This is a genomic window from Priestia megaterium NBRC 15308 = ATCC 14581, assembly GCF_000832985.1.
In the GTDB taxonomy this organism is placed as follows: Bacteria; Bacillota; Bacilli; order Bacillales; family Bacillaceae_H; genus Priestia; species Priestia megaterium.
In genome coordinates, this window is record NZ_CP009920.1 from 3,049,296 (window position 1) to 3,069,562 (window position 20,267).

At 37.6% G+C, this 20,267-nt stretch carries 14 protein-coding genes and 1 riboswitch; of the genes, 12 read left to right on the plus strand and 2 right to left on the minus strand.

Translation table 11 applies throughout. The features are described from left to right. The first annotated feature begins 175 nt into the window (after positions 1-175). The 10 genes from BG04_RS16140 to BG04_RS16185 all read left to right on the plus strand — a co-directional run bounded on the left by BG04_RS16140 (position 176) and on the right by BG04_RS16185 (position 14,663). Positions 176-1,783 carry a GGDEF domain-containing response regulator gene (locus BG04_RS16140; protein ID WP_034654033.1) on the plus strand — a complete coding sequence of 536 codons (1,608 nt, stop codon included), beginning with the start codon at positions 176-178 and terminating at the stop codon, positions 1,781-1,783. Continuing rightward, positions 1,784-2,833, plus strand: a complete 1,050-nt coding sequence (locus BG04_RS16145; RefSeq protein ID WP_034654030.1) for a HEAT repeat domain-containing protein — start codon at positions 1,784-1,786, stop codon at positions 2,831-2,833. After that, positions 2,823-4,232 (plus strand): glycosyltransferase family 2 protein, encoded by a 1,410-nt coding sequence (locus tag BG04_RS16150; RefSeq protein ID WP_034654028.1) that lies wholly within the window; start codon positions 2,823-2,825, stop codon positions 4,230-4,232. Before BG04_RS16145 ends, BG04_RS16150 begins: the two co-directional genes overlap by 11 nt. Further along, entirely contained in the window at positions 4,229-7,477 is a 3,249-nt protein-coding gene (locus BG04_RS16155; protein WP_034654026.1) for a hypothetical protein, read from the plus strand. Before BG04_RS16150 ends, BG04_RS16155 begins: the two co-directional genes overlap by 4 nt. A gap of 2 nt (positions 7,478-7,479) precedes the next feature. After that, a complete protein-coding gene (locus tag BG04_RS16160; protein ID WP_013081953.1) occupies positions 7,480-7,848 on the plus strand; it encodes a response regulator transcription factor in 369 nt (122 codons plus the stop codon). Continuing rightward, on the plus strand, positions 7,838-10,711 hold the full coding sequence (locus BG04_RS16165) for an ATP-binding protein (RefSeq protein WP_034654024.1): 2,874 nt from the start codon (positions 7,838-7,840) through the stop codon (positions 10,709-10,711). Before BG04_RS16160 ends, BG04_RS16165 begins: the two co-directional genes overlap by 11 nt. Positions 10,712-11,165: 454 nt before the next feature. After that, complete coding sequence (locus tag BG04_RS16170) at positions 11,166-11,540, plus strand: DnaJ family domain-containing protein (RefSeq protein WP_013081955.1); 375 nt, start codon at positions 11,166-11,168, stop codon at positions 11,538-11,540. Positions 11,541-11,576: 36 nt separating this feature from the next. Then, positions 11,577-12,383, plus strand: a complete 807-nt coding sequence (locus tag BG04_RS16175; RefSeq protein WP_034654021.1) for an alpha/beta fold hydrolase — start codon at positions 11,577-11,579, stop codon at positions 12,381-12,383. Positions 12,384-12,395: 12 nt separating this feature from the next. Then, positions 12,396-12,983, plus strand: coding sequence for a histidine phosphatase family protein (locus tag BG04_RS16180; RefSeq protein WP_013081957.1), 588 nt, complete (start codon positions 12,396-12,398; stop codon positions 12,981-12,983). Between the two features lie 360 nt (positions 12,984-13,343). Beyond that, entirely contained in the window at positions 13,344-14,663 is a 1,320-nt protein-coding gene (locus tag BG04_RS16185) for an aspartate aminotransferase family protein (protein WP_034654019.1), read from the plus strand. Between the two features lie 169 nt (positions 14,664-14,832). Next, positions 14,833-14,932: riboswitch (SAM riboswitch) on the plus strand. Positions 14,933-15,175: 243 nt separating this feature from the next. Here BG04_RS16185 and BG04_RS16190 read toward each other — a convergent pair. Together BG04_RS16190 and BG04_RS16195 are read right to left on the minus strand one after the other, a co-directional pair. Beyond that, positions 15,176-15,805, minus strand: coding sequence for a hypothetical protein (locus tag BG04_RS16190; protein WP_034654018.1), 630 nt, complete (start codon positions 15,803-15,805; stop codon positions 15,176-15,178). A gap of 53 nt (positions 15,806-15,858) precedes the next feature. After that, positions 15,859-16,428 carry a YkoF family thiamine/hydroxymethylpyrimidine-binding protein gene (locus BG04_RS16195; protein WP_016763222.1) on the minus strand — a complete coding sequence of 190 codons (570 nt, stop codon included), beginning with the start codon at positions 16,426-16,428 and terminating at the stop codon, positions 15,859-15,861. Between the two features lie 520 nt (positions 16,429-16,948). Here BG04_RS16195 and BG04_RS16200 point away from each other — a divergent pair. Both BG04_RS16200 and BG04_RS16205 read left to right on the plus strand, forming a co-directional pair. Then, on the plus strand, positions 16,949-18,292 hold the full coding sequence (locus BG04_RS16200) for a 5'-deoxyadenosine deaminase (RefSeq protein WP_034654016.1): 1,344 nt from the start codon (positions 16,949-16,951) through the stop codon (positions 18,290-18,292). Between the two features lie 611 nt (positions 18,293-18,903). After that, positions 18,904-20,229: an NCS2 family permease gene (locus BG04_RS16205; protein ID WP_016763224.1), complete on the plus strand. Its 1,326-nt coding sequence runs from the start codon at positions 18,904-18,906 to the stop codon at positions 20,227-20,229. The last annotated feature ends 38 nt before the right edge of the window (positions 20,230-20,267 follow it).

The following is a 20,267-nucleotide window of genomic DNA, read 5'->3' on the forward strand; positions in this document are numbered from 1 at the left end:
TTTAAAGTAAAATCATCGGAGGAAAAGTATGGTTAAAAAGGAATTGCTTTTCATTTTAAAAAAACATACTTAAAATAAAAGTAAGAAAATATTTCATTTACTTACAAAATATTATAAAAAATGGATGGAGTAATATGGGGTAAATGTTAACTATATCGAACAAAGGGTGTATAAGATGGATAAATATCAAATTGCATTATTAGCTAATGTGCGTAAGCAGCTGCAAGAGTGGACCGATCAAAATGAAGAAATACCTCATGAAGAAGTGTACCGCTTTTTGCATTCAATTTCTGGAACGTCTGCAACCATTGGACTGAATTATTTAGGAGATCGTTCCCGCGAGTTAATGGAAGCTGTTGAAAAAAATCAGAAAAAAACCTGGGATTACGCGGAGTTGAATACATTTTTATTAGATATTATTAAAATTTGTTATCAAGATGAAATTCAATCCGCAGAAGATATAAATAAACCGATAGAAATTAGTGAACAAACAGCGAATGTTTTACTTGTGGATGATGATCTTTCAATGCTGATGTATTTAAAAGAACAGTTTGAAAAACAAGGTTGGTACGTATTAGCAACTGCCTCTAAAGAAAAAGCCATTACGGCTTTTTACGAATTAAAGCCGGATTGTTTTGTTGTTGATGTACATATGAAAGACTGTACAGGCTTTGACATTCTGTCATTTTTACGTGATAAAACAAAGCAACTGTTCGTCCCCATTGTCATGATGAGCGTTGATAATCAAAGAGAGACGCGTTTGAAGGCTTTTAAATTAGGGGCCGATGATTTTTTTGTTAAACCTCTCGATATGGAAGAAAGTCTGCTTCGAATTGGTCACCATATTGAACGAAAGCAGATGTTTAACTCCTATTTAATGTTTGATGAATTAACAGGAGCCTATAACCGAACGTATTTAAAAGAAATCTACAGTCAGCAGCTATCCAGCTACGACCGTTTAAAAGATCCTTTTTGTTTAGCGATTTTAGATTTAGATTTCTTTAAGAGAATAAATGATCGATATGGACATCTTATGGGAGACCGCGTGCTGCAAGCATTTGTAGAGTATATGAAGCATGAAATTCGTCCAACAGATCACATTTTTAGATATGGAGGCGAAGAATTTATTCTTTTACTGCCAAAAACCAATATAAAAGAGGCAGAAACAGTATTAAATAGACTGTTGGATTCCTTTGTGAAAAAAGTGTTCACACATCAAAGCACTTCGTTTTATTGCAGCTTTTCCGGCGGAGTTGTAGAAGTTCATAACACTGAATGGCCGTTAGAAAAAGCTCTTCATCAAGCTGATGAGGCATTATATATAGCGAAGGAATCAGGACGTCAAAAAATTGTAGCTTCTTCTGAAAGCAAGCTGGTTAAAAAGCGAACGCTTCGTATGGCTATTATTGATGATGATTCTATCATTCGAACGATGCTGAAAGAGCTTTTAAGTAAGATTGATGTAGGAGATCGCTATGAAGTGAAAATAGAAGTGTTTAAAGATGGCATCGAATTCTTTGAGTCCCAATGGATTCATTCTAGCGATCAGTACTTTGTTATTTTAGACGGAATGATGCCTAAAATGGATGGCTTAGAAGTGCTGCAAAAATTAAGACAGAATAAACGTCACGATCAGTATACGGTTATTATGCTTACATCAAGAAACAGCGAACAAGATATTCAAAGAGCATTAGAACTTGGGGCAGACGATTACATGACAAAGCCATTTAAGTTAATGGAGCTTGAAGCGCGCGTGCGTCATTTAATGAAGAAGGTGAAATAAATGGCGATGTCAATTCAAGTGGTATATATCTTATTTGGCGGGTTGCTATTGCTTTTAGTCTGTTTTCTGAGTTATTTACTTATTCAAAAAGCGCGTTTAAACGCTTTTCGAGCAAAAGTAGAATCCTATAAAGATAGTATGAAAGAATCTCTTTTTATTTATTTATACAGAAAAGATGAAGAACATCGGGTAGAGCCTAAAAATAGAATAGAGCTGGCGGGTGTAGAGGAACTATTGAGCGGTTTTTCTGCAGCTGTACAAGGCGATGAAATTCTAAATAACATTACGCTCTATGCGGAGAAGGTGTTTACACCCAAATATAAAAAAGAGCTGCATCATTCTAGATGGAGTGTCAGAATGAATGCCCTTTATGCTATTGAAGATTTTGGGCTAACTACGCTAACAGACCAATTAGTACAAATATATGAGAAAAAAAATAGTACAGCGGCTGAAAAAAATCAAATTTTAAAAATTTTAGTTAAGCTGAATCGCCCTGAGTTTGTTATGTACATGACAAACGCTTCTAGACCGCTGTCTGAATTCATGTACCGCTCTTTGTTTGGAACTATGAACAGTGAGCAGTTTCAGCAATTTATTAATAAATTTGAAGACCTGCAAGAAGAAATTCAGCTGCCTCTTATCGATATGATCGGTATCAATCATAAGTTAAAGTATATAGATTTCTTAAAAATGCACATGAAAAGTTCATCAGAAGAACTGCGAATTCGTTCATTGAAATCACTTAATGCTTTATCTTTTCCATTAAGAATAGAAGAGCTCACGAACCATCTTCAGTCAGGTATTTGGCAAGAAAGAATGATGGCTACAAAACTAATAGGCAAAACGAGAGATGAGAAGGGATTGTCACTTCTTGAGCAGTCTCTAAAAGATTCTCATTTTCTTGTGCGTTCAAATGCTGCTCAGTCAATGATGAAAATCCCAACAGGTAAAGAATACTTAGTTCAAGTATACAAAACGACTGATGACAAGTTTTCGAAAGATATGGCAGCAGAATGGCTTGAAAAAGGAGGAATTACGGTTGTGGAATAGTGTTTGGCATCTTTTATTGTCCATTTGTGGATGGGCTGTATTTGCTTATATGATTTTTGTGCTTTGTTTTTATTTTACGATGTTTATCATCTCGGCTTTTCAACTGCGAAAGCAATATCAATTAAATGATGAAGAACCTTATGAAGATTTGCTTGCGGTCAGCTATACAACGCCGTTATCTATATTAGTTCCCGCTTATAACGAATCTGTCGGGATTATTGGAAGCGTGCGTTCGCTGCTTGGAATTGAATATCCGGAATATGAAGTAATTGTAGTAAACGACGGATCTTCAGATGATACGTTAGAAAAGCTAATCGAGGAGTTTTCTCTTGTGAAAATGAATCGAGTTGTGAGAAAGCAAGTAGAGACGAAAGAAGTAAAAGCTGTATATCGTTCTAAATTATACGATTATTTATATGTAGTCGATAAACAAAATGGGGGAAAATCAGATGCATTAAATGCAGGAATTAATTTATCCAACTATCCTTATTTTTGTTCGATCGATGGCGATTCAGTGTTAGAAAGAGATGCTTTTTTAAAAGTTATGAAGCCAATTATTGATTCAGACGGAGAAGTAATTGCTTCAGGGGGAAGTATTCGAATTGCAAACGGATGTAAAATCGAAAACGGTGCGGTCGTATCGATTGGACTTGATACGCAGCCGCTTGTTGTGATGCAGATTATTGAATATTTACGTGCCTTTCTTATGGGGCGCATTGGTCTCAGTCGCCATAATTTATTGCTTATTGTGTCAGGAGCATTTGGCGTATTTTCTAAACGCTGGGTGATTGAAGCTGGGGGTTATTCTCATACAGTCGGCGAAGACATGGAGCTCGTTGTTCGCCTGCACCGACTGATTAAACAGAAAAAAACCAGCAATCAAATTGTTTATATTCCAGATCCCGTATGCTGGACAGAAGCACCCGATGAAATCAAATATTTGCGAAGACAGCGGAACCGCTGGCACCGTGGTTTATTTGATAGTCTTTGGAAGCATAAAGAGATGCTGTTTAATCCGAAATACGGAAGCATCGGAATGATTTCTATGCCTTATTTTGTGTTTATTGAACTAATCGGGCCGGTCATGGAAATGTTAGGCTATTTGTTTATTGTTATTTCTCTAGTTGTAGGCGGGATTTATGTAGAATTTGCTTATTTGCTTTTTCTTTTAATGGTTGTATATGGTTCTCTTTATTCAATGGCGGCCGTTTTGCTAGAAGAGTGGAGCCTTCGTAAATATCCAAAAGTATCCGATATTGCTAAGCTATTTTTCTTTTCCCTGACTGAATCCTTTTGGTATCGCCCTCTAACTGTTATATGGCGCTGTCATGGATTGTTGGATGTTATTCGCAATAAAAAAGGCTGGGGAGACATGCAGCGAAAAGGAGTTTCACAATGAAAAAATGGTTATTAATCGGCGGCATTATTTTGGTTATGGGAATAACGGCTTCTCCATTTCTTATTTGGCAGCTAAAGAAACCAGCTGATTTGAATATGCTTGTCATTGATAAAACAGTGCCAGATCAAACGTTTCGAGAGCATCAAGGCTTAATGTGGATGCTGAATCAAGCGAAAGTACGCAAAGACGGGAAGCCTTATGAAATCTCAAAAGATTATGCAGGGTTTTACCCGAAAGGAGATAAAACATACAGCATTAAATCTCTGCCAAAAACAAACTCTGCAGATATGATTTATATCACCGACACGTATGGTGTATACAAAGAAGATTTAGGCGTAAAAGCTAAAAGAGGAGATCGCTCTCAATTGGTGTATGGCGGCATGACTTCTGAAGACGTGAGCTACGTTAAGAAAGTGCTGAATGGACGTACAAAAACGCTGATTGGAGAGTTTAATACATTTGGAAGTCCTACTTCCTTAGACGTTCGCAAAGAACTGTATGAATTGTACAATGTTACGTGGTCCGGCTGGATTGGTCGCTACTTTGAGGAATTCGGCAGTGAAGAAGTTCCTGCTTGGGTGAAAAGTGGTTACAAAAAGCAGTACAACAAAGAGTGGAGCCTTACAGGAAAAGGCTTATTATTCGTTAATGAATCCAATAAGCTCGTTATTATAACGGAAAAAGAATTAAAAGAAAATCCAGTATGGTTTCAATATACAAAACAAGGAAAGAAAACATTGAATTTACAGGATGAATCTGCTTATCAATATTGGTTTGACGTAATTACACCCCAGCAAAAAAGTGATGTGCAGGCTCAGTTTGTCTTTCACTTGGATTCTGAAGGAAAAAACAAGCTAAAGGAAAATGGTATCCCTTTGTCCATACCAGCAGTCGTTCATCATAATAAAGAGCGATATGATACTTATTACTTTGCAGGAGATTTTGCAGATCAAGGAGAAGTACCTTCCATTTATCAAACCTCTTTTTACCCGGTGTGGAAGAAATGGACAGAGAAAATCGGAAAAGAAGATGAGTCTTCTTTTTACTGGACTGTTTATCTGCCTCTTATGAATAAGATCATAGATCACCAGCAAAATGAATCTCAGCCTGCTTCTGTTACTTTTAATAAAAATATGGAAATCTATGAAGATGCTGACCTTAAAGTAGCAGGGAAAGTAGGAAAAGAATATTTGCAAGTTTATCAAAATGGCAAGTGGCAAGATTTGCTGATTAAAGGAGTAAATATGGGCATTAGTAAGCCAGGACATTTCCCCGGTGAGACTGCTATTTCGAAAGAAGAATATTTGCGCTGGTTTAAAGAAATCGGAAAGATGAATGCAAACTCAATCCGCGTATACACCATTCATCCTCCCGCCTTTTATGAAGCGCTTGCTGAGTATAATCAAAAAGCCAAAGAACCCATTTATCTTTTTCATGGAGTATGGGTGAATGAAGAAGTTTTCTATGATTCACAAGATGCTTTTGCAAAGGAAAATACAAAAGAATTTGAAGCTGAAATGAAAAGGATTGTAAACGTTATTCATGGAAAGGCAACACTGCCAAAACGGACGGGACATGCTAGCGGAACGTATACAGCAGACGTTTCTCCTTATGTTTTGGGCTGGATTATAGGAGTTGAATGGGATCCCACGGTAGCTCTTTCGACAAATGAAAAACATAAAGGAATGAAAGATTTTAAAGGGCAGTATATCTATACCGAAAAAGGCAACCCCTTTGAAATTTGGCTTGCTCAGCTTATGGAAAAAACAATTTCCTATGAGCAGGATAAATATGATTGGCAGCGGCCTATGAGCTTTACAAACTGGGTGACGACGGATTTGCTGACTCATCCATATGAGCCTTCTGAAGACGAAGATAAAGTGTCTGTTAATCCTAATTTAATTCACACAACTAAAAAATTTGAGCCGGGATTATTTGCCTCTTATCATATTTATCCGTACTATCCTGATTTCTTAAACTATGAACCTCGTTATCTCGCTTATCAAGATCATCGAGGAGAGAAAAATAACTATGCAGGCTATTTGCAAAATATGAAAGAAGTTCATCATATGCCCGTTCTTGTTGCTGAATTTGGCATTCCGGCTTCGCGAGGACTCACTCATAGAAACGTATACGGGTGGGATCAAGGCTTTCACACGGAACAAGAACAAGGAAAGATTCTGTCACGCTTATATGAAGACATTGTCGAAGAAAAAATGGCTGGCGGTATGGTCTTTACATGGCAAGATGAATGGTTTAAGCGAACGTGGAATACGATGGAGTACGACAATCCGAACCGAAGGCCATTTTGGACGAATTTGCAAACGGGAGAGCAGCATTTTGGACTGCTGAGTTTTGATCCGGGAACGAAGCTGAAAGTCAAAGTAGACGGTAAATCAGATGATTGGAAAAAGCTGAACAGCAAGTCGGTATATAAGCCGTCTAAGAAGTTAAAAGCATTGAACATTACAAGTGATGAAGGTTACTTATACCTACACGTGAGTGCAAAAGAACTGGAAAATCAAAAGCTTTATTTCTTGTTTAACACGATTAACAATCAGGGACAGTCAAAGATTCCTCAAATTCCTTCCTTAAAAACAAAAGGAATTGATTTTGTAGCAGAATTAAACGGGAAAGAAGACAGTCATTTATGGATAGACAGCTATTACGATACGTATTATTTTTCATATGCTCATCAGCTTCAAATGATTCCGGCCGTAAAAGGAAGCGATACAAAAGACAACGGCATGGTTAATCCAATCAGGCTCGCCCTTAACAAAGAGTTAGCGATTGGAGAGGGGAAAAACAAGAGAACCATTCCTTTTGACGCCTATGAAACTGGTAAGCTCCAAGAAGGAAACAGCGATCCTAATTCTTCTTCATTTGATTCGCTAGCAGATTTTAAAGTGAATGAATCAAGTGGAATTGCTGAACTTCGCATTCCTTGGGCGCTTTTAAATGTAAAAGACCCGAGTCAAAAAGAAATAATGGGAGATATTTGGTCCAAAAAAGGATTAGAATCCAGCGAGAAAATAAAAGGAATTCAAGTGGGAGTCGTAGCTATTAATAAGAAGAGCAATGACGTGGAAGATACGTTTCCGACTCAGAAAAAAGGAGAACTTTTATTAAAAGATTTTTACTTATACAAGTGGAAAAATTGGGAGTATCCAACTTTTCACGAACGAATAAAGCCGTCCTACTTCATATTGCAAAAAACGTATGGACGACTACAAGCGGAGGAATAACATTGGCAAAAATTTTATTAGCGGAAGATGAAGAAGTGCTTCGTATGTTAGTGGTAGATACCCTTGAAGATGAAGGACATGATGTGACGGAAGCAGAAAATGGCGAAGAAGCTTTGGAATTTATTAAAGAACGTGATTTTGACTTAATTATTTTGGATTATATGATGCCCGTGTTCACCGGGCTTGAAGTCATTCAGCAGCTGAAAGAAATGAAAGATAAGCGCCATACAAAAGTATTGATGCTTTCAGCTAAGAATCAAGCTGCTGATCAAAGCCGGGTGTTAGAAGCAGGGGCTGCGTATTTTATGTCTAAACCGTTTAGTCCCCTATTGCTAGCCGAACGTATCGAGGAAATTTTAGATGAACAATAAACTAAAACGAAAAAGTATTTCAACCCAGTTCATCCTCTTAGCAAGTATCCTTTTACTTGCTTTTGCGGCGGGTTCAACTGTACTTGTCGTACGACAAAAAGAAATTACAGCTGATTATGCTCAGTACAGGGCACAAGTGCGGGAAAAGACACAGCTGCTATCTACAATTGATAAATCAATGAACAAGGCTTTTTTGCAGGCTCGTGGGTTTATTGCATTTGATTCAGAGGATATGTATAACGAGGCTGCAAGTCAGCAAAAAATTATCGAAGAAAATTTTGCTCGACTTTCAGGTCTAGCCGCAGATAGACGTGAGCGTACGTTTGTAAATGAAGCGACGGTAATGCTAAACACGTATTTTAATCAAACGCTTCCTTATTTTAAAGATATTTACGACAAAAAAGGTATTGAAGGAGTCCGCTCTAGTCCTGAGCGGAATGCTGCTTCTAAATCAATAGAACAAATGCAAAAAGAACTTGATGACTACCAAAATGAATTAACTAAAGACTTAAATACACAGTACGATGATACGTCGAGTGACATGCAGAAAAGTCAAACGCTCTTTATTTTATTTTTAGCGTTTACAGTGGTCATTTTATTATTGCTTACACGGATACTGCTAAATAAGTTTGTAAAGCCACTGAGTCAGCTAGCATATACGGCAAGCGAAATTGCTGCCGGAAAAGAAATGCCTATGATATTTGATGAACATAGAAGAGATGAAATTGGTATGCTATCTCAAGCCTTTTACAAAATGGTATCGACTTTGCAAAATAATGAACAGGAGTTAACGGCTCAAAATGAGGAGCTGATTGCACAGCAAGATGAATTGCACAGTCAGCAAGATGAACTTCAGCACGCATTAGAATTGACCAAGGAACGAGAAGGAGAGTTGGAATTGCGCAATTTATTTGTGCATGGACTAACAAATTCTCTTCACAAGCAAGAGGTTCTCAAGAGTGCTGTCACAAACATGAGCCGGGTGATGAAAGCTGATCACGGGTTTATTATGCTAGCCGATGAAAAGACACATGCTTCATTTGGTCTATCTTCATCAAGTGTTCAACAGATGGTGGCAAATCCTCATAATAATTACGTTGATCATGTGCAAAAGACAAAAAAATGTATGGTAATAAAAAGAGAGTGTATAGAACATGAGCGCCTATATCATCAGCAAACGTTTTATTTGTATGATGTTATCGTACCGGTGCTGTCTTCACAGGGAGATATGCTAGCCTATATGTTTTACAGTCGCTATGCGGATGGGTACACAGAGCATGAACTACAGACATTTGAAATACTGGCCAAACAAATCACAATTGCTCTTGAAAAAATTTATATTTACGAAGAGTCTGAGCACGACCGACTGCTATCTCAAGATATTTTAAATTCGATTCAAGAAGGAATGCAGCTTGTAGATACAAGCGGTACGATTCTACAAGTGAATACGAAGATTAGCGAATTGTTTCAATATGAGCATCAAAGCGGGCTTCTTCAGCTCTCTCTCGATCAATGGCTAGATGCTCTCTCTCAAAAAGTCGAAAATATAGGGCAGCTAAGACAATACGTTGAAGCTATTTGTAAGGGAGAGCAAGTAGAAAAGTCTTTTATTTATTACCTGCACACGGAAGGTAAGCGAAAAGTTATAAAAGTTTATAGCGAATACGTGTATCGAAACCGTCAGATGTTTGGCGTATTGTTCGTTCATCGTGATATTACGAAAGAATTTGAAGTTGATCAGATGAAGTCGGAATTTGTAAGCACTGTGAGTCACGAGCTGCGCACACCTTTAGCAAGTGTATTAGGGTTCACTGAGCTTATGCTAAACAAAACATTAAAAGAAGAAAGACAAAAGAAGTATTTAACTACTATTTATCAGGAAGCACAGCGGTTAACTTCTTTAATCAACGATTTTCTGGACGTCCAAAGAATGGAAGCGGGGAAACAAACCTACGATAAAAAGTATCAAGACATTCTTCCGCTTATTAAGCAGGTGATTGAAGTCCAGAAAATACAAACAAGTAAGCATGAATTTGATATGATTTCCGATCAAGAGCATTTTACAGTAATGGGAGATAAAGATAAGCTGCTGCAATTGTTTAATAATGTAATTAGCAATGCAGTGAAATATTCGCCCGATGGAGGGAACGTTACAGTTAAAGTGTATCAAAAGGAACACGCTGTTTATATTGATATTCAAGATGAAGGAATTGGTATACCAAATAAAGCGCTAGGTCAATTGTTTACCAAGTTCTACAGAGTAGATAACTCCGATATGCGCAAAATTGGCGGAACGGGTCTAGGATTAGCAATTGTAAAAGAAATTGTAAAAGCTCATGGCGGAGACATTACTGTACAATCGGAATGGAAAAAAGGAACAACATTCACGGTTGTTCTGCCTCTTCTATATGAAGTTCAGTACGACGAAGAGATGATAAGTGCGAATGATAACCGTAAAAGCGTAGTGATTGTAGAAGATGATAAAAGTTTAGCGACGCTTTTACAGGTAGAATTAAAAGAAAGCGGTTTTCATGTTCGGTATTTTAACAACGGAGAAGACGCATTAAACTCTATTCATCAGCAAAAGCCTGAAGTGGTTGTTCTAGATATTATGTTAGGAGAAAATAAGTTAGACGGGTGGGATGTTTTAAGACACCTCAAAGAAAATATAGAGACAGAAAAAATTCCTATCTTAATCTCATCTGCTTTAGACGAAAGAAGCAAAGGGTTAGAGCTTGGAGTGTGTGAGTTTCTGATTAAACCTTATCAGCCTAGTAAATTATCCAAAACGATTCTCCAGCTGCTTTTGAAAAAACAAGAGCACGAAGGAGAAATTATGATTCCATCAGATAAAGAAGAGTAGAAATTTGGTGAGGCTTCGTTATATTTACGGAGTCTCATTAAACGAAAAGAAAATTAGTAAAGTAATAAAAAAACGTTGAAAACGCTATCAATTTGTGGTTTTATAGTAAGTAGGCATAACATGATGACCTTAGAATTACCTTTTTCCACCTCCTTACATGCGTAAGGAGGCTTTTTTGTATAAATATAGTAAGATAAGATAACAAAACCTGATGCAGAATCGTTTATTGAATTTCAGCTAGTTAAGAAACTGCTCAAGAAAGTTTGATAGTGAAAGGAGTGAAGCTCTGGAAATCATTTTACCAAGGGAGGATAGTCTATCCCAGAAGTGAAGGTAGTTCAATTTTTATAATCATAGTATAATAAAAAATACGGTTATAAAAGCTGTGTTTATTATACATCTTTTATATAGAAGGTAAGGTTGAATTTTATATTTTCTTAAAGGAGGTCTTTCCTTGGATATTGCGTATATAATTGCTGAAGAAAGAATTAGACAAGCAATAAAAGACGGTGACTTTGATAAGCTGCCTGGGGAAGGAAAACCATTAAAGTTAGAAGATTTGTCACATATACCTGAAGAACTGCGCCAAGCGTATAGGATATTAAAAAATGCAAACATGATAACGGATGAACAAGAGCTGAAACGAGATATAGCTACAATAGAAGAATTGATTTCTATATGCACGGATGCTAATGAAGAACAAAGGCTAACAGAGATGCTTACGGAAAAGCGTTTGCGCTTTGAGCAGCTCGTTGGCAAGAAAAAGATGACAAGTTCTGCAGCTTACAGGACGTATCAGAATAAAATTTACTCCAAATTTTTTTATTAATGAGTGTAATGGACCAGACGATCGGAGGGTGAGAACTTGCGGCTGTTAATTTTATTGATCAGTATCATACTATTTATTTCGCTTTGTTTTTATATTTTTGCTCCACAAATAAAACGAGGTGCCCAATCGAAAAATGTGCCGGTTTTATTTATTCATGGCTATTTAGGCAGTCAAAAAAGCTTAGGGAAAATGATTAAACGATTTGAACAAAACGGATGGGGAACTAAAGTAGGTTACTGCGTTGTTCAAAAAGATGGAGCTATTCAGTGGAAGCATATTATGAAAGCAAAAGAGGGAAAACTTCCGCTTATTCATATCGTCTTTAAAAAGCCAGATGCCAGTATTGCACAGCAGCAAAAATGGATTGAAGCTATTATGCAAGATGTACGTGATACATATAAAGCACCTTCTGTTGATTTAGTTGGACATAGTATGGGAGGAGTAACAGCAGCAGCTGTTAGTTTGTCTAACCCTCAGCATATTCAAAAGTTAGTTACGTTAGGATCGCCAATTCAAGGATTAGATTATCAGGAATTAATGGAGATGTATCCTCATGCACGCAATCATATTGAATCTATGGGTGCTCGTGATTTAGCTTTTCACTCTATAGCGTTAAACAAGCTTTATGAAAGTCGTCAAGATTTCTCAAAAGAAATCGACGTTTTTTCAGGAGCAGGAGATGTGGGAGATAAGACAGATGGAGTGGTAACAGTAGAAAGTGCGTACGGACTGCAAGAGTTCACCGAACACATTCATCTCCAAACGTTTCATGAAGCACATTCAGATTTACATGAAAGCTCAGAGGTTGATAAAGCTGTCTATCAATTTTTAAAACGGGATTAAAGGGGGATTACGATGCTTTACTTAATTAGACACGGCCAAACAGATTGGAATAAAAACAAACTTATTCAAGGGCATGCTGATATTCCGCTCAACGAAGCGGGAAAGCAACAAGCTAAACGCGTAGCGGAACGTTTTCGAGATATCCATATTGATGTAATCTATACAAGCGATTTGCTTCGTGCGCAGGAGACGGCTAGGGAAATTGCAGCAGCTGCTAAAGTAGAAAAAATTGAAGTTTGTGAGCAGCTGCGTGAGCGCTCTTTTGGAGAACTAGAATCAAAGAACGTAGAAGTTTTGCATGAGCTTGTGCCAAACTATGTAACAAATTGGGGAGAAGAACCTTTATATAATATCGAAACACTCGAAGCCGCTCAAGAACGGATGGTTCGGCGGTTAACGGAAATTATGAAGAAGTCTATCGGAAAGAAAGTAGCAGTTGTTAGTCACGGGGCGGCAATTAATACATTCATTCATCATGTAACAAGCGGAGAACAAGGAACGGGGACTACTATTTTACAAAATACATCGATTACAACTTTTGCTTATGAAAGTGGGAAATGGCGTCTTGAAACGATCAATGATGCCAAACATCTTGAATAAATATACTTAAAGAGGCTGTGGCAGTAGTATTTTAGTTGAGGGAAAATCCGAACGATTAATCGTTCGGATTTTTTTATGGTGATGGTGAACGTAGCTTTCATATATGTAAGTACTTCTAGCTGTTGATTGGAGGGAAAGGCGAAGGCTCCTGCGGGAAAAGCGGAAGGGATGAGACCCCGCATATTAATTTTATATATAAATATTTATACAATTGATTTTAATAAAAATGCATAGTAAAATAAGCTTTATTACTATTCTATTAAAGCGTTTAGTATAACTGAATTTCCTAATATTGTTTAATAAGTAACTATATTTCGGAATAAGATTAATTGATTTGTATAATTTCAAGGAGGATGTAGTATGTCAAAAGATTGGAGTCACTTATTTGAAAGAATGCCTGAATTGCTAGCACCGACGATGGCTAAAGACCATCCGAATTTGCCCGTTGTGAAAGAAGAAGGATGCTATTATTATGGATTGGATGGTAAAGAATATCTCGATTTTACTTCTGGAATCGCTACGACAAATGTAGGACACAGACATCCGAAAGTAGTAAAAGCAATCAAAGACGGAGCAGATCAATTATTGCACGGTCCTTCAGGTGTTATTATGTACGAATCGATATTAAAGTTAGCGGATGAGTTAGGAAAAGTAACGCCGGGCAATTTAGACTGCTTTTTCTTTGGAAATAGTGGCACCGAAGCAATTGAAGGAGCCTTGAAATTAGCGAGACATGTCACAAAGCGTCCGTATGTTATTTCTTTTTTAGGATGTTTTCATGGCCGCTCGATGGGAGCTTTAAGTGTTACAACCTCGAAAAGCAAATATAGACAATTTCAGCAGCCTTCGGGACTGACGTATCAAATTCCATATGCCAATCCAAAAGAGTGCCCTGCGGAGCTAGACAGCGATGTGTACTTTCCTGAAAAGCTTGAAAAAGATTTTGAAATACTCTTTAAGCACCAAGTCACGCCTGAAGAAGTGGCGGCCGTTATTTTGGAACCAGTATTAGGAGAAGGCGGCTATATTATTCCTCCGAAAAGTTGGATGAAGAAATTAAGAGAGATTTGTGATCGTCATGGAATATTACTTATTTTCGATGAAGTCCAAACAGGGTTTGGCCGTACCGGCGAATGGTTTGCTGGACAAACGTTTGATGTCGTGCCAGATATTATGGCTATAGCAAAAGGAATTGCTTCTGGAATTCCGCTTAGTGCAACGGTAGCTTCTCAAGAATTAATGAAGCAGTGGCCCCTTGGCACACATAGTACAACATTTGGAGGAAATCCTATTGGATGTTCAGCAGCCCTTGCAACTCTTGAAGTGATGAAAGAAGAACAACTGCTTGATAACACAAGAAAAATGGGCGCTTATGCGTTAGAAAAGCTGCATCTTTTAAAGGCCAAACATTCAGTTATTGGGGATATCCGTGGTTTAGGGCTTATGATTGGAATTGAAATTGTTAATCCGGATACGGGAGAAGGAGATGGAGACGCCTTATTTGAGATTCTGGACTTAGCTTTAGAAAAAGGCGTGTTATTTTATTTTTGCGGAAATGCAAGTGAAGTTATTCGTATGGTACCTCCGCTTACTGTAACAAAAGAACAGATAGATGCCGGCATTCGTATGCTAGATGAGGCTATTACTTCTTTTGAGAAAAAGTCAGCTGTAAAAGCGTGATAAAAAAATATAAAAAATTTATATATTTGTAACCTAGTTGTCATAGTAATGGTAGCGATATCATAGTTTTAGAGGGAAAACAATTTTCTGAAAAGTAGTTGACATCTGTTTGTGCAGCATGTAACATAATATTTATCTTATCAACAATTATCAACAAAATTCGACAAACTTCTTATCAAGAGAGGTGGAGGGATAGGCCCTTTGAAACCTCGGCAACGGACTTTATAGAACCGTGCTAACTCCCACAAGCAGTGCTTGAAAGATAAGAAGAGACCAGGCTTACTAACAATTGTGATCCCAACCTCTTCTTACAGGCACTTAGACACTGTAAGTGGAGGTTTTAATTTTATGACAAGAAGATGACATTTAGATAAAAAACAGCAGGTGAAATTACCTGCTGTTTTTATATGCTGTAAAATGATAAATAACCTACCAGAATTCCTAGTGAAAGTACTCCAATTGTAATACCAACAATCCACCACATCATTTTTTTCATTATTTATTCCTCTTTATCAATTAACTATAGCTGTTGATCCGCCTGAAGCGCCGGAAGCTGTACCGTAAGCAGTTTGTCTTTTAATTCCGGCATTTTTAGCTGCAATTTTCCACTGCCAGTCAATTTGCCCGTAGGCTCGATTATTTTGCACCCAAGATTTTGAACTCTTTTTTGAAATAGACACAAGGGGGTTTACATTTTTCGTGACGACGCCTCGTACACTTTTGACTGAAGTCACCGATGAGTTTTTCGTGTAATAGTCTACATACACCGTTAGTTTTGTTGTTGTAAATCCAGCCGCTTTATAAGAAGCCGTATAAGCTGCTGTTTTGAATAAAGGTGAAGCCGTTCTTGCTCCGTATGCTGCTGTACTTGCAGCTTCGACCGTGCCGCTAGTCTCTTCAATATCCATTTTTAACAGAGATGGATCCTTTAGTGATTGTACAACTTTTTGTTTTTGCTGACGCGACAGTTTTGAAAATTCATACAGTGAACTTTTATCACTTTGCGCTTTCAAGAACTGCGTGTAAGAAGCAACCGTTAAATGTGCAGGTTTTTCACTAGCCATAACAGAGTTTGGCACGACTAATAGACATAATAACGCACTTATCAGGAAAAAAGAAAAAAACGTTCTGTTTGTAGCCATATTTATATAAATCCTTTCTAGTATTCTATCTTTATAAATAGATACGAAGTAATTTATCGTTTTGAAGAAGGACTGTGTGCTGACATATTAACTGTCATCACGACACGAGCTTGCTGTACAGATTTCATAAAACATTCGTATAGAGAAGCGAATACTTTGTCCACATCTCCTTCTAAAGCTGTTGCAAAAGGCACGGTTTCAGCAAATACTCCCTGTTGTTTAACTGCGCCAATTCCGCTTTTGATGATGTCTACATAATGCGGCGTATCTAATGGATACAAAGAAAATTGAGTGGATACAGGGAACGAAGCACAAAGCTGTTGGTTTGAAGACGTGTTTTCTTTTGGTTTTATTTTTGTTTCTTCGAAATATTCTTCGTGCTGCCCTGTTGAAAACGTGGCATTCAGCACAATATGCTTTCCTGATTTTCCAGCACTTTTATAAACGGCTTGCACAACTTCAAATACATCTTTGGCAGTTCCTTCAATAAACGTACTAACACGGTCCGTTTTTCGCTGAACTTTAGACATATCCACTTCGTTTAATGCGCCTAAAATAATATCGATAAAGTTATCACTCATAACGGAAAGCGTAAAACGGCAGCCAACATTTATTTTTTCCAAGTTAATCACCTCTAAAATATAGATTTGTAGTTTTTTAATCATACAAATCATAAAATAACTTTTCTGTTTTGTATAGAAACAGAAGATAGATTCTTTATTTTTAGGAAATATTACATAGAAGAAACGGAAATAAATTGCATAACATGAAAAATAAGGGTGTTAAGAAAAGTCACATAATAAAAAAGAATAAAAAAACAATGTTAGAACTTCTGACAAAAAGCTGGTATATAGACTGAAAACACCATATTATAAATACAAGATCACATTATTCTCCTGCGATTTCGTATAACCTCTTGAAAAAGGGACTTGGGATTTTATCATAAATCCAACCTCCTAGCTGTATAATCAGCTAGGAATTTTTTTTACCCAAACTCTCTATCGCCCATGAGGTTACCTACACTTATTCAACTCAGAGCATACACCATATATATAAGACCAGTGTAAGAAAGATTGCTTGAAGATGTTAGTGTTCGGCTTGAGCTAGAAATAGATAGATGTTACGAAAGAGGGGAAAGAAGGTATGACGCACACATTAATTAAAAATGCAGAGATTATTACGATGAATGAGAAGAATGATATTATTTACGGTGACCTTTATATTGTTGGAAATCGTATTGCAGCCATCGGGAAAAACCTGCATCCGGAAAAGGTAGATAAAGTCATTGACGCAGCAAATAAAACGATTGTGCCGGGCTTTATACATACTCATATTCATTTGTGTCAAACGCTTTTTAGAGGGCAAGCAGATGATTTAGAGCTGCTAGACTGGTTAAAGAAGAAAATATGGCCGCTTGAAGCTTCACATGATGAAGAATCTATCTATTATTCAGCACTGTTAGGGATCGGCGAACTCATTCAAAGCGGAACTACAACAATTGTAGATATGGAAACTGTTCATCATACGGACTCTGCTTTTCAAGCTATATCTCAAAGTGGAATCCGAGCTCTTGCAGGAAAAGTAATGATGGATAAAAAAGGCGATGATCTGCCAAAAGCTCTGCAGGAGACAACGGCTGACTCGATCAAAGAAAGTGTAGAGCTGCTTGAAAAATGGCATAATTCAAATAACGGTCGTATTCGATACGCATTCTCCCCAAGATTTGTGCTGTCGTGTACGGAAGATTTGCTGCGTGAAGTGAGCCATTTATCAGCTGGATATAATGTCCATGTACATACTCATGCTTCTGAGAATCAAGAAGAAATTCGCATCGTAGAAGCTGAAACGGGTATGAGAAATATCATGTACTTAGATCATTTAGGATTAGCCAATGAACGCCTTATTTTAGCGCACTGTGTGTGGCTAAATGATCAAGAAAAGCAAATTATTAAGAATCAAGGAGTAAAAGTTAGTCATTGCCCAGGCTCAAACTTAAAACTTGCATCGGGAATCGCAGATGTGCCCGGTTTATTAGAGCAAGGTGTATTTTTAAGTCTTGGCGCTGACGGTGCTCCTTGTAATAATAATTTGGATATGTTCAACGAAATGAGGCTGGCCGCTACGATTCATAAACCCTCGCACGGACCAACGGCCATGAATGCAAAGCACGTGCTAGAAATGGCTACAATCGGCGGAGCGAAAGCAGTCGGGCTTGAAAAAGAAATTGGAAGTTTAGAGGTTGGGAAAAAAGCGGATCTTGCTATTTTAAATTTAAATCAGCTTCATACTTTTCCATCTTACGGCGTAGACCCTATTTCCAGAGTTGTGTATTCAGCAACGCGAGGAGATGTAGAATTAACGATGGTTGATGGAGAAATTGTGATGGAAAACCGCGTGTTAAAAACCATTGACCAAGGAATTGTGCTGAAAGAAGCAAATCATTCGATTGATCGTCTTTTAAAAAGAATCCCGCTTTTGATTTCATAAGATGTAAAACAAAGAAGAGGCTGGAATAAAAGTATTTTAACAAAAGTAAAAATCGAATTATTAATCGGAGTTATTGATTAATAATTCGATTTTTTGTTGTCAAGGTGAACGTAGGTTTCATCTGTTTAGTTGCTTCTAGCTGTTGATTGGCGGACAAGGCGTAGACTCCTGAGGGAAAAGCGGAAGGAATGAGACCCCGGCAGGAGCATAGGCGACAAGGAGGCTCATCCCCCCGCCCTCGGAAAGCGAAGCCTTGCACGAAGATCAACAGCGGTGTCACAAGCAGTCCAGATCATTTATCCAATTTGTTCGTCTTTAAATGGGATTTATTTAGTGATGTCTTAATCTCTTTTTTGTATATATGAGTAAAAAGAGTACTCTTGCAACAGACTAAAAAGATAAGAGAAATAAATTTTCAAAATTCCAAACTAACGGAAGATAAAAATTTTTATAATGATAGCGTTTTCTACCTTTGCATATCTACAAATTAAGACTATAATAGGACAAAAGATTTTACTTTGCAACGTAAAATCCTCCTAAATCGTGTCTTTTTTAGGACATTTGAATAGGTAGGATTTTTTATTTTTTTTAGAAGTAGGGAGGCGCGCGTGTTGGAGCGTAACGGAATATTAGAGCGCTTGTTTAAACTATCAGAGCGCAACACAACACCAAAACAAGAAATACTAGCAGGACTTACAACTTTTATGACGGTCAGTTATATGGTAATTGTCAACCCCATTATCATGTCTGACGCTGGTATCCCCCGAGAAGCGGCTCTTGCAGCTACCATTTACGCCATTGTATTTAGTACGTTACTGATGGCTCTGTGGGCAAATTTCCCGATTGTAACCGGTCCAGGGATGGGTTTAAATGCGTTTTTTACGTATTCAGTAGTATTAGGACAAGGATTGTCATGGCAAACGGCACTTGGAGCAGTTTTTATATCCGGGGTCTTATTTTTTGTTTTAACGGTAACAGGAATACGCGGAAAGATTATTGATGCCATTCCGAACGTATTAAAGTCTTCCATAGCAGTTGGAATTGGTCTTTTTGTTGCGTTTATCGGTTTGAAAAACGCTGGATTAGTTGTGGCAAACGAGTCTACTTTTGTAGGGCTTGGAAATGTCATGGATAAGGGTCCCTTACTGGCTATTTTTGGGCTGATATTAGCAGCTGTACTGATGGCTAAAAATGTAAAAGGCGCTCTCATTATAAGTATTTTTGCTACGACAATATTAGCGATGATTGTAGGAGTACAAGCAGTTCCTCATTCCTTGAAAGACGTCTTTTCAGCTACGCCGCCGAGCGTTGGAGAAACATTTTTTCAAATGGATTTAAAGGGTGCAGTTGCCTACGGCATTTTTTCAGTTGTATTTTCTTTCACCATCGTAGAATTATTTGATACACTAGCGACATTGATTGGACTATCTAAAAAAGCAAACTTAGTAGATAAAAACGGTAAAATTCCAGGTTTAAATCGCGCGCTTGCAGCAGATTCAATCGGTACAATGGCGAGTGCTATTTTTGGAAGCACTGCGTTAAATACGTATATTGAAAATGCAACAGGTATTGCAGAAGGAGGGCGTACCGGCTTAAAGGCATTAACGGTTGCCATCTTATTTATATTTACTTTGTTTTTTGCACCGCTTATTCAATTTATCCCGAGCGTTGCTACTGCTCCAGCACTCATTATTATTGGTTCGCTTATGCTAAGTGACATTCGAAACGTTAACTTCGACGACTTTACTGAAGTTGTTCCCGCTTTCTTAACAATTGTCATGATGCCGTTAACCTACAGCATTGCAGAAGGTTTAGCGTTCGGCTTCATTTCATACACAGCGATTAAACTGTTTACAGGACGTCATCGCGAAATTCATTGGATGATGTATGTGATCACGATTGCCTTTTTTATCAATTTTTATATGAGTTCGCATTAGGAAGAAAAGACGTAGCCCCACGCTGCGTCTTTTTTTGT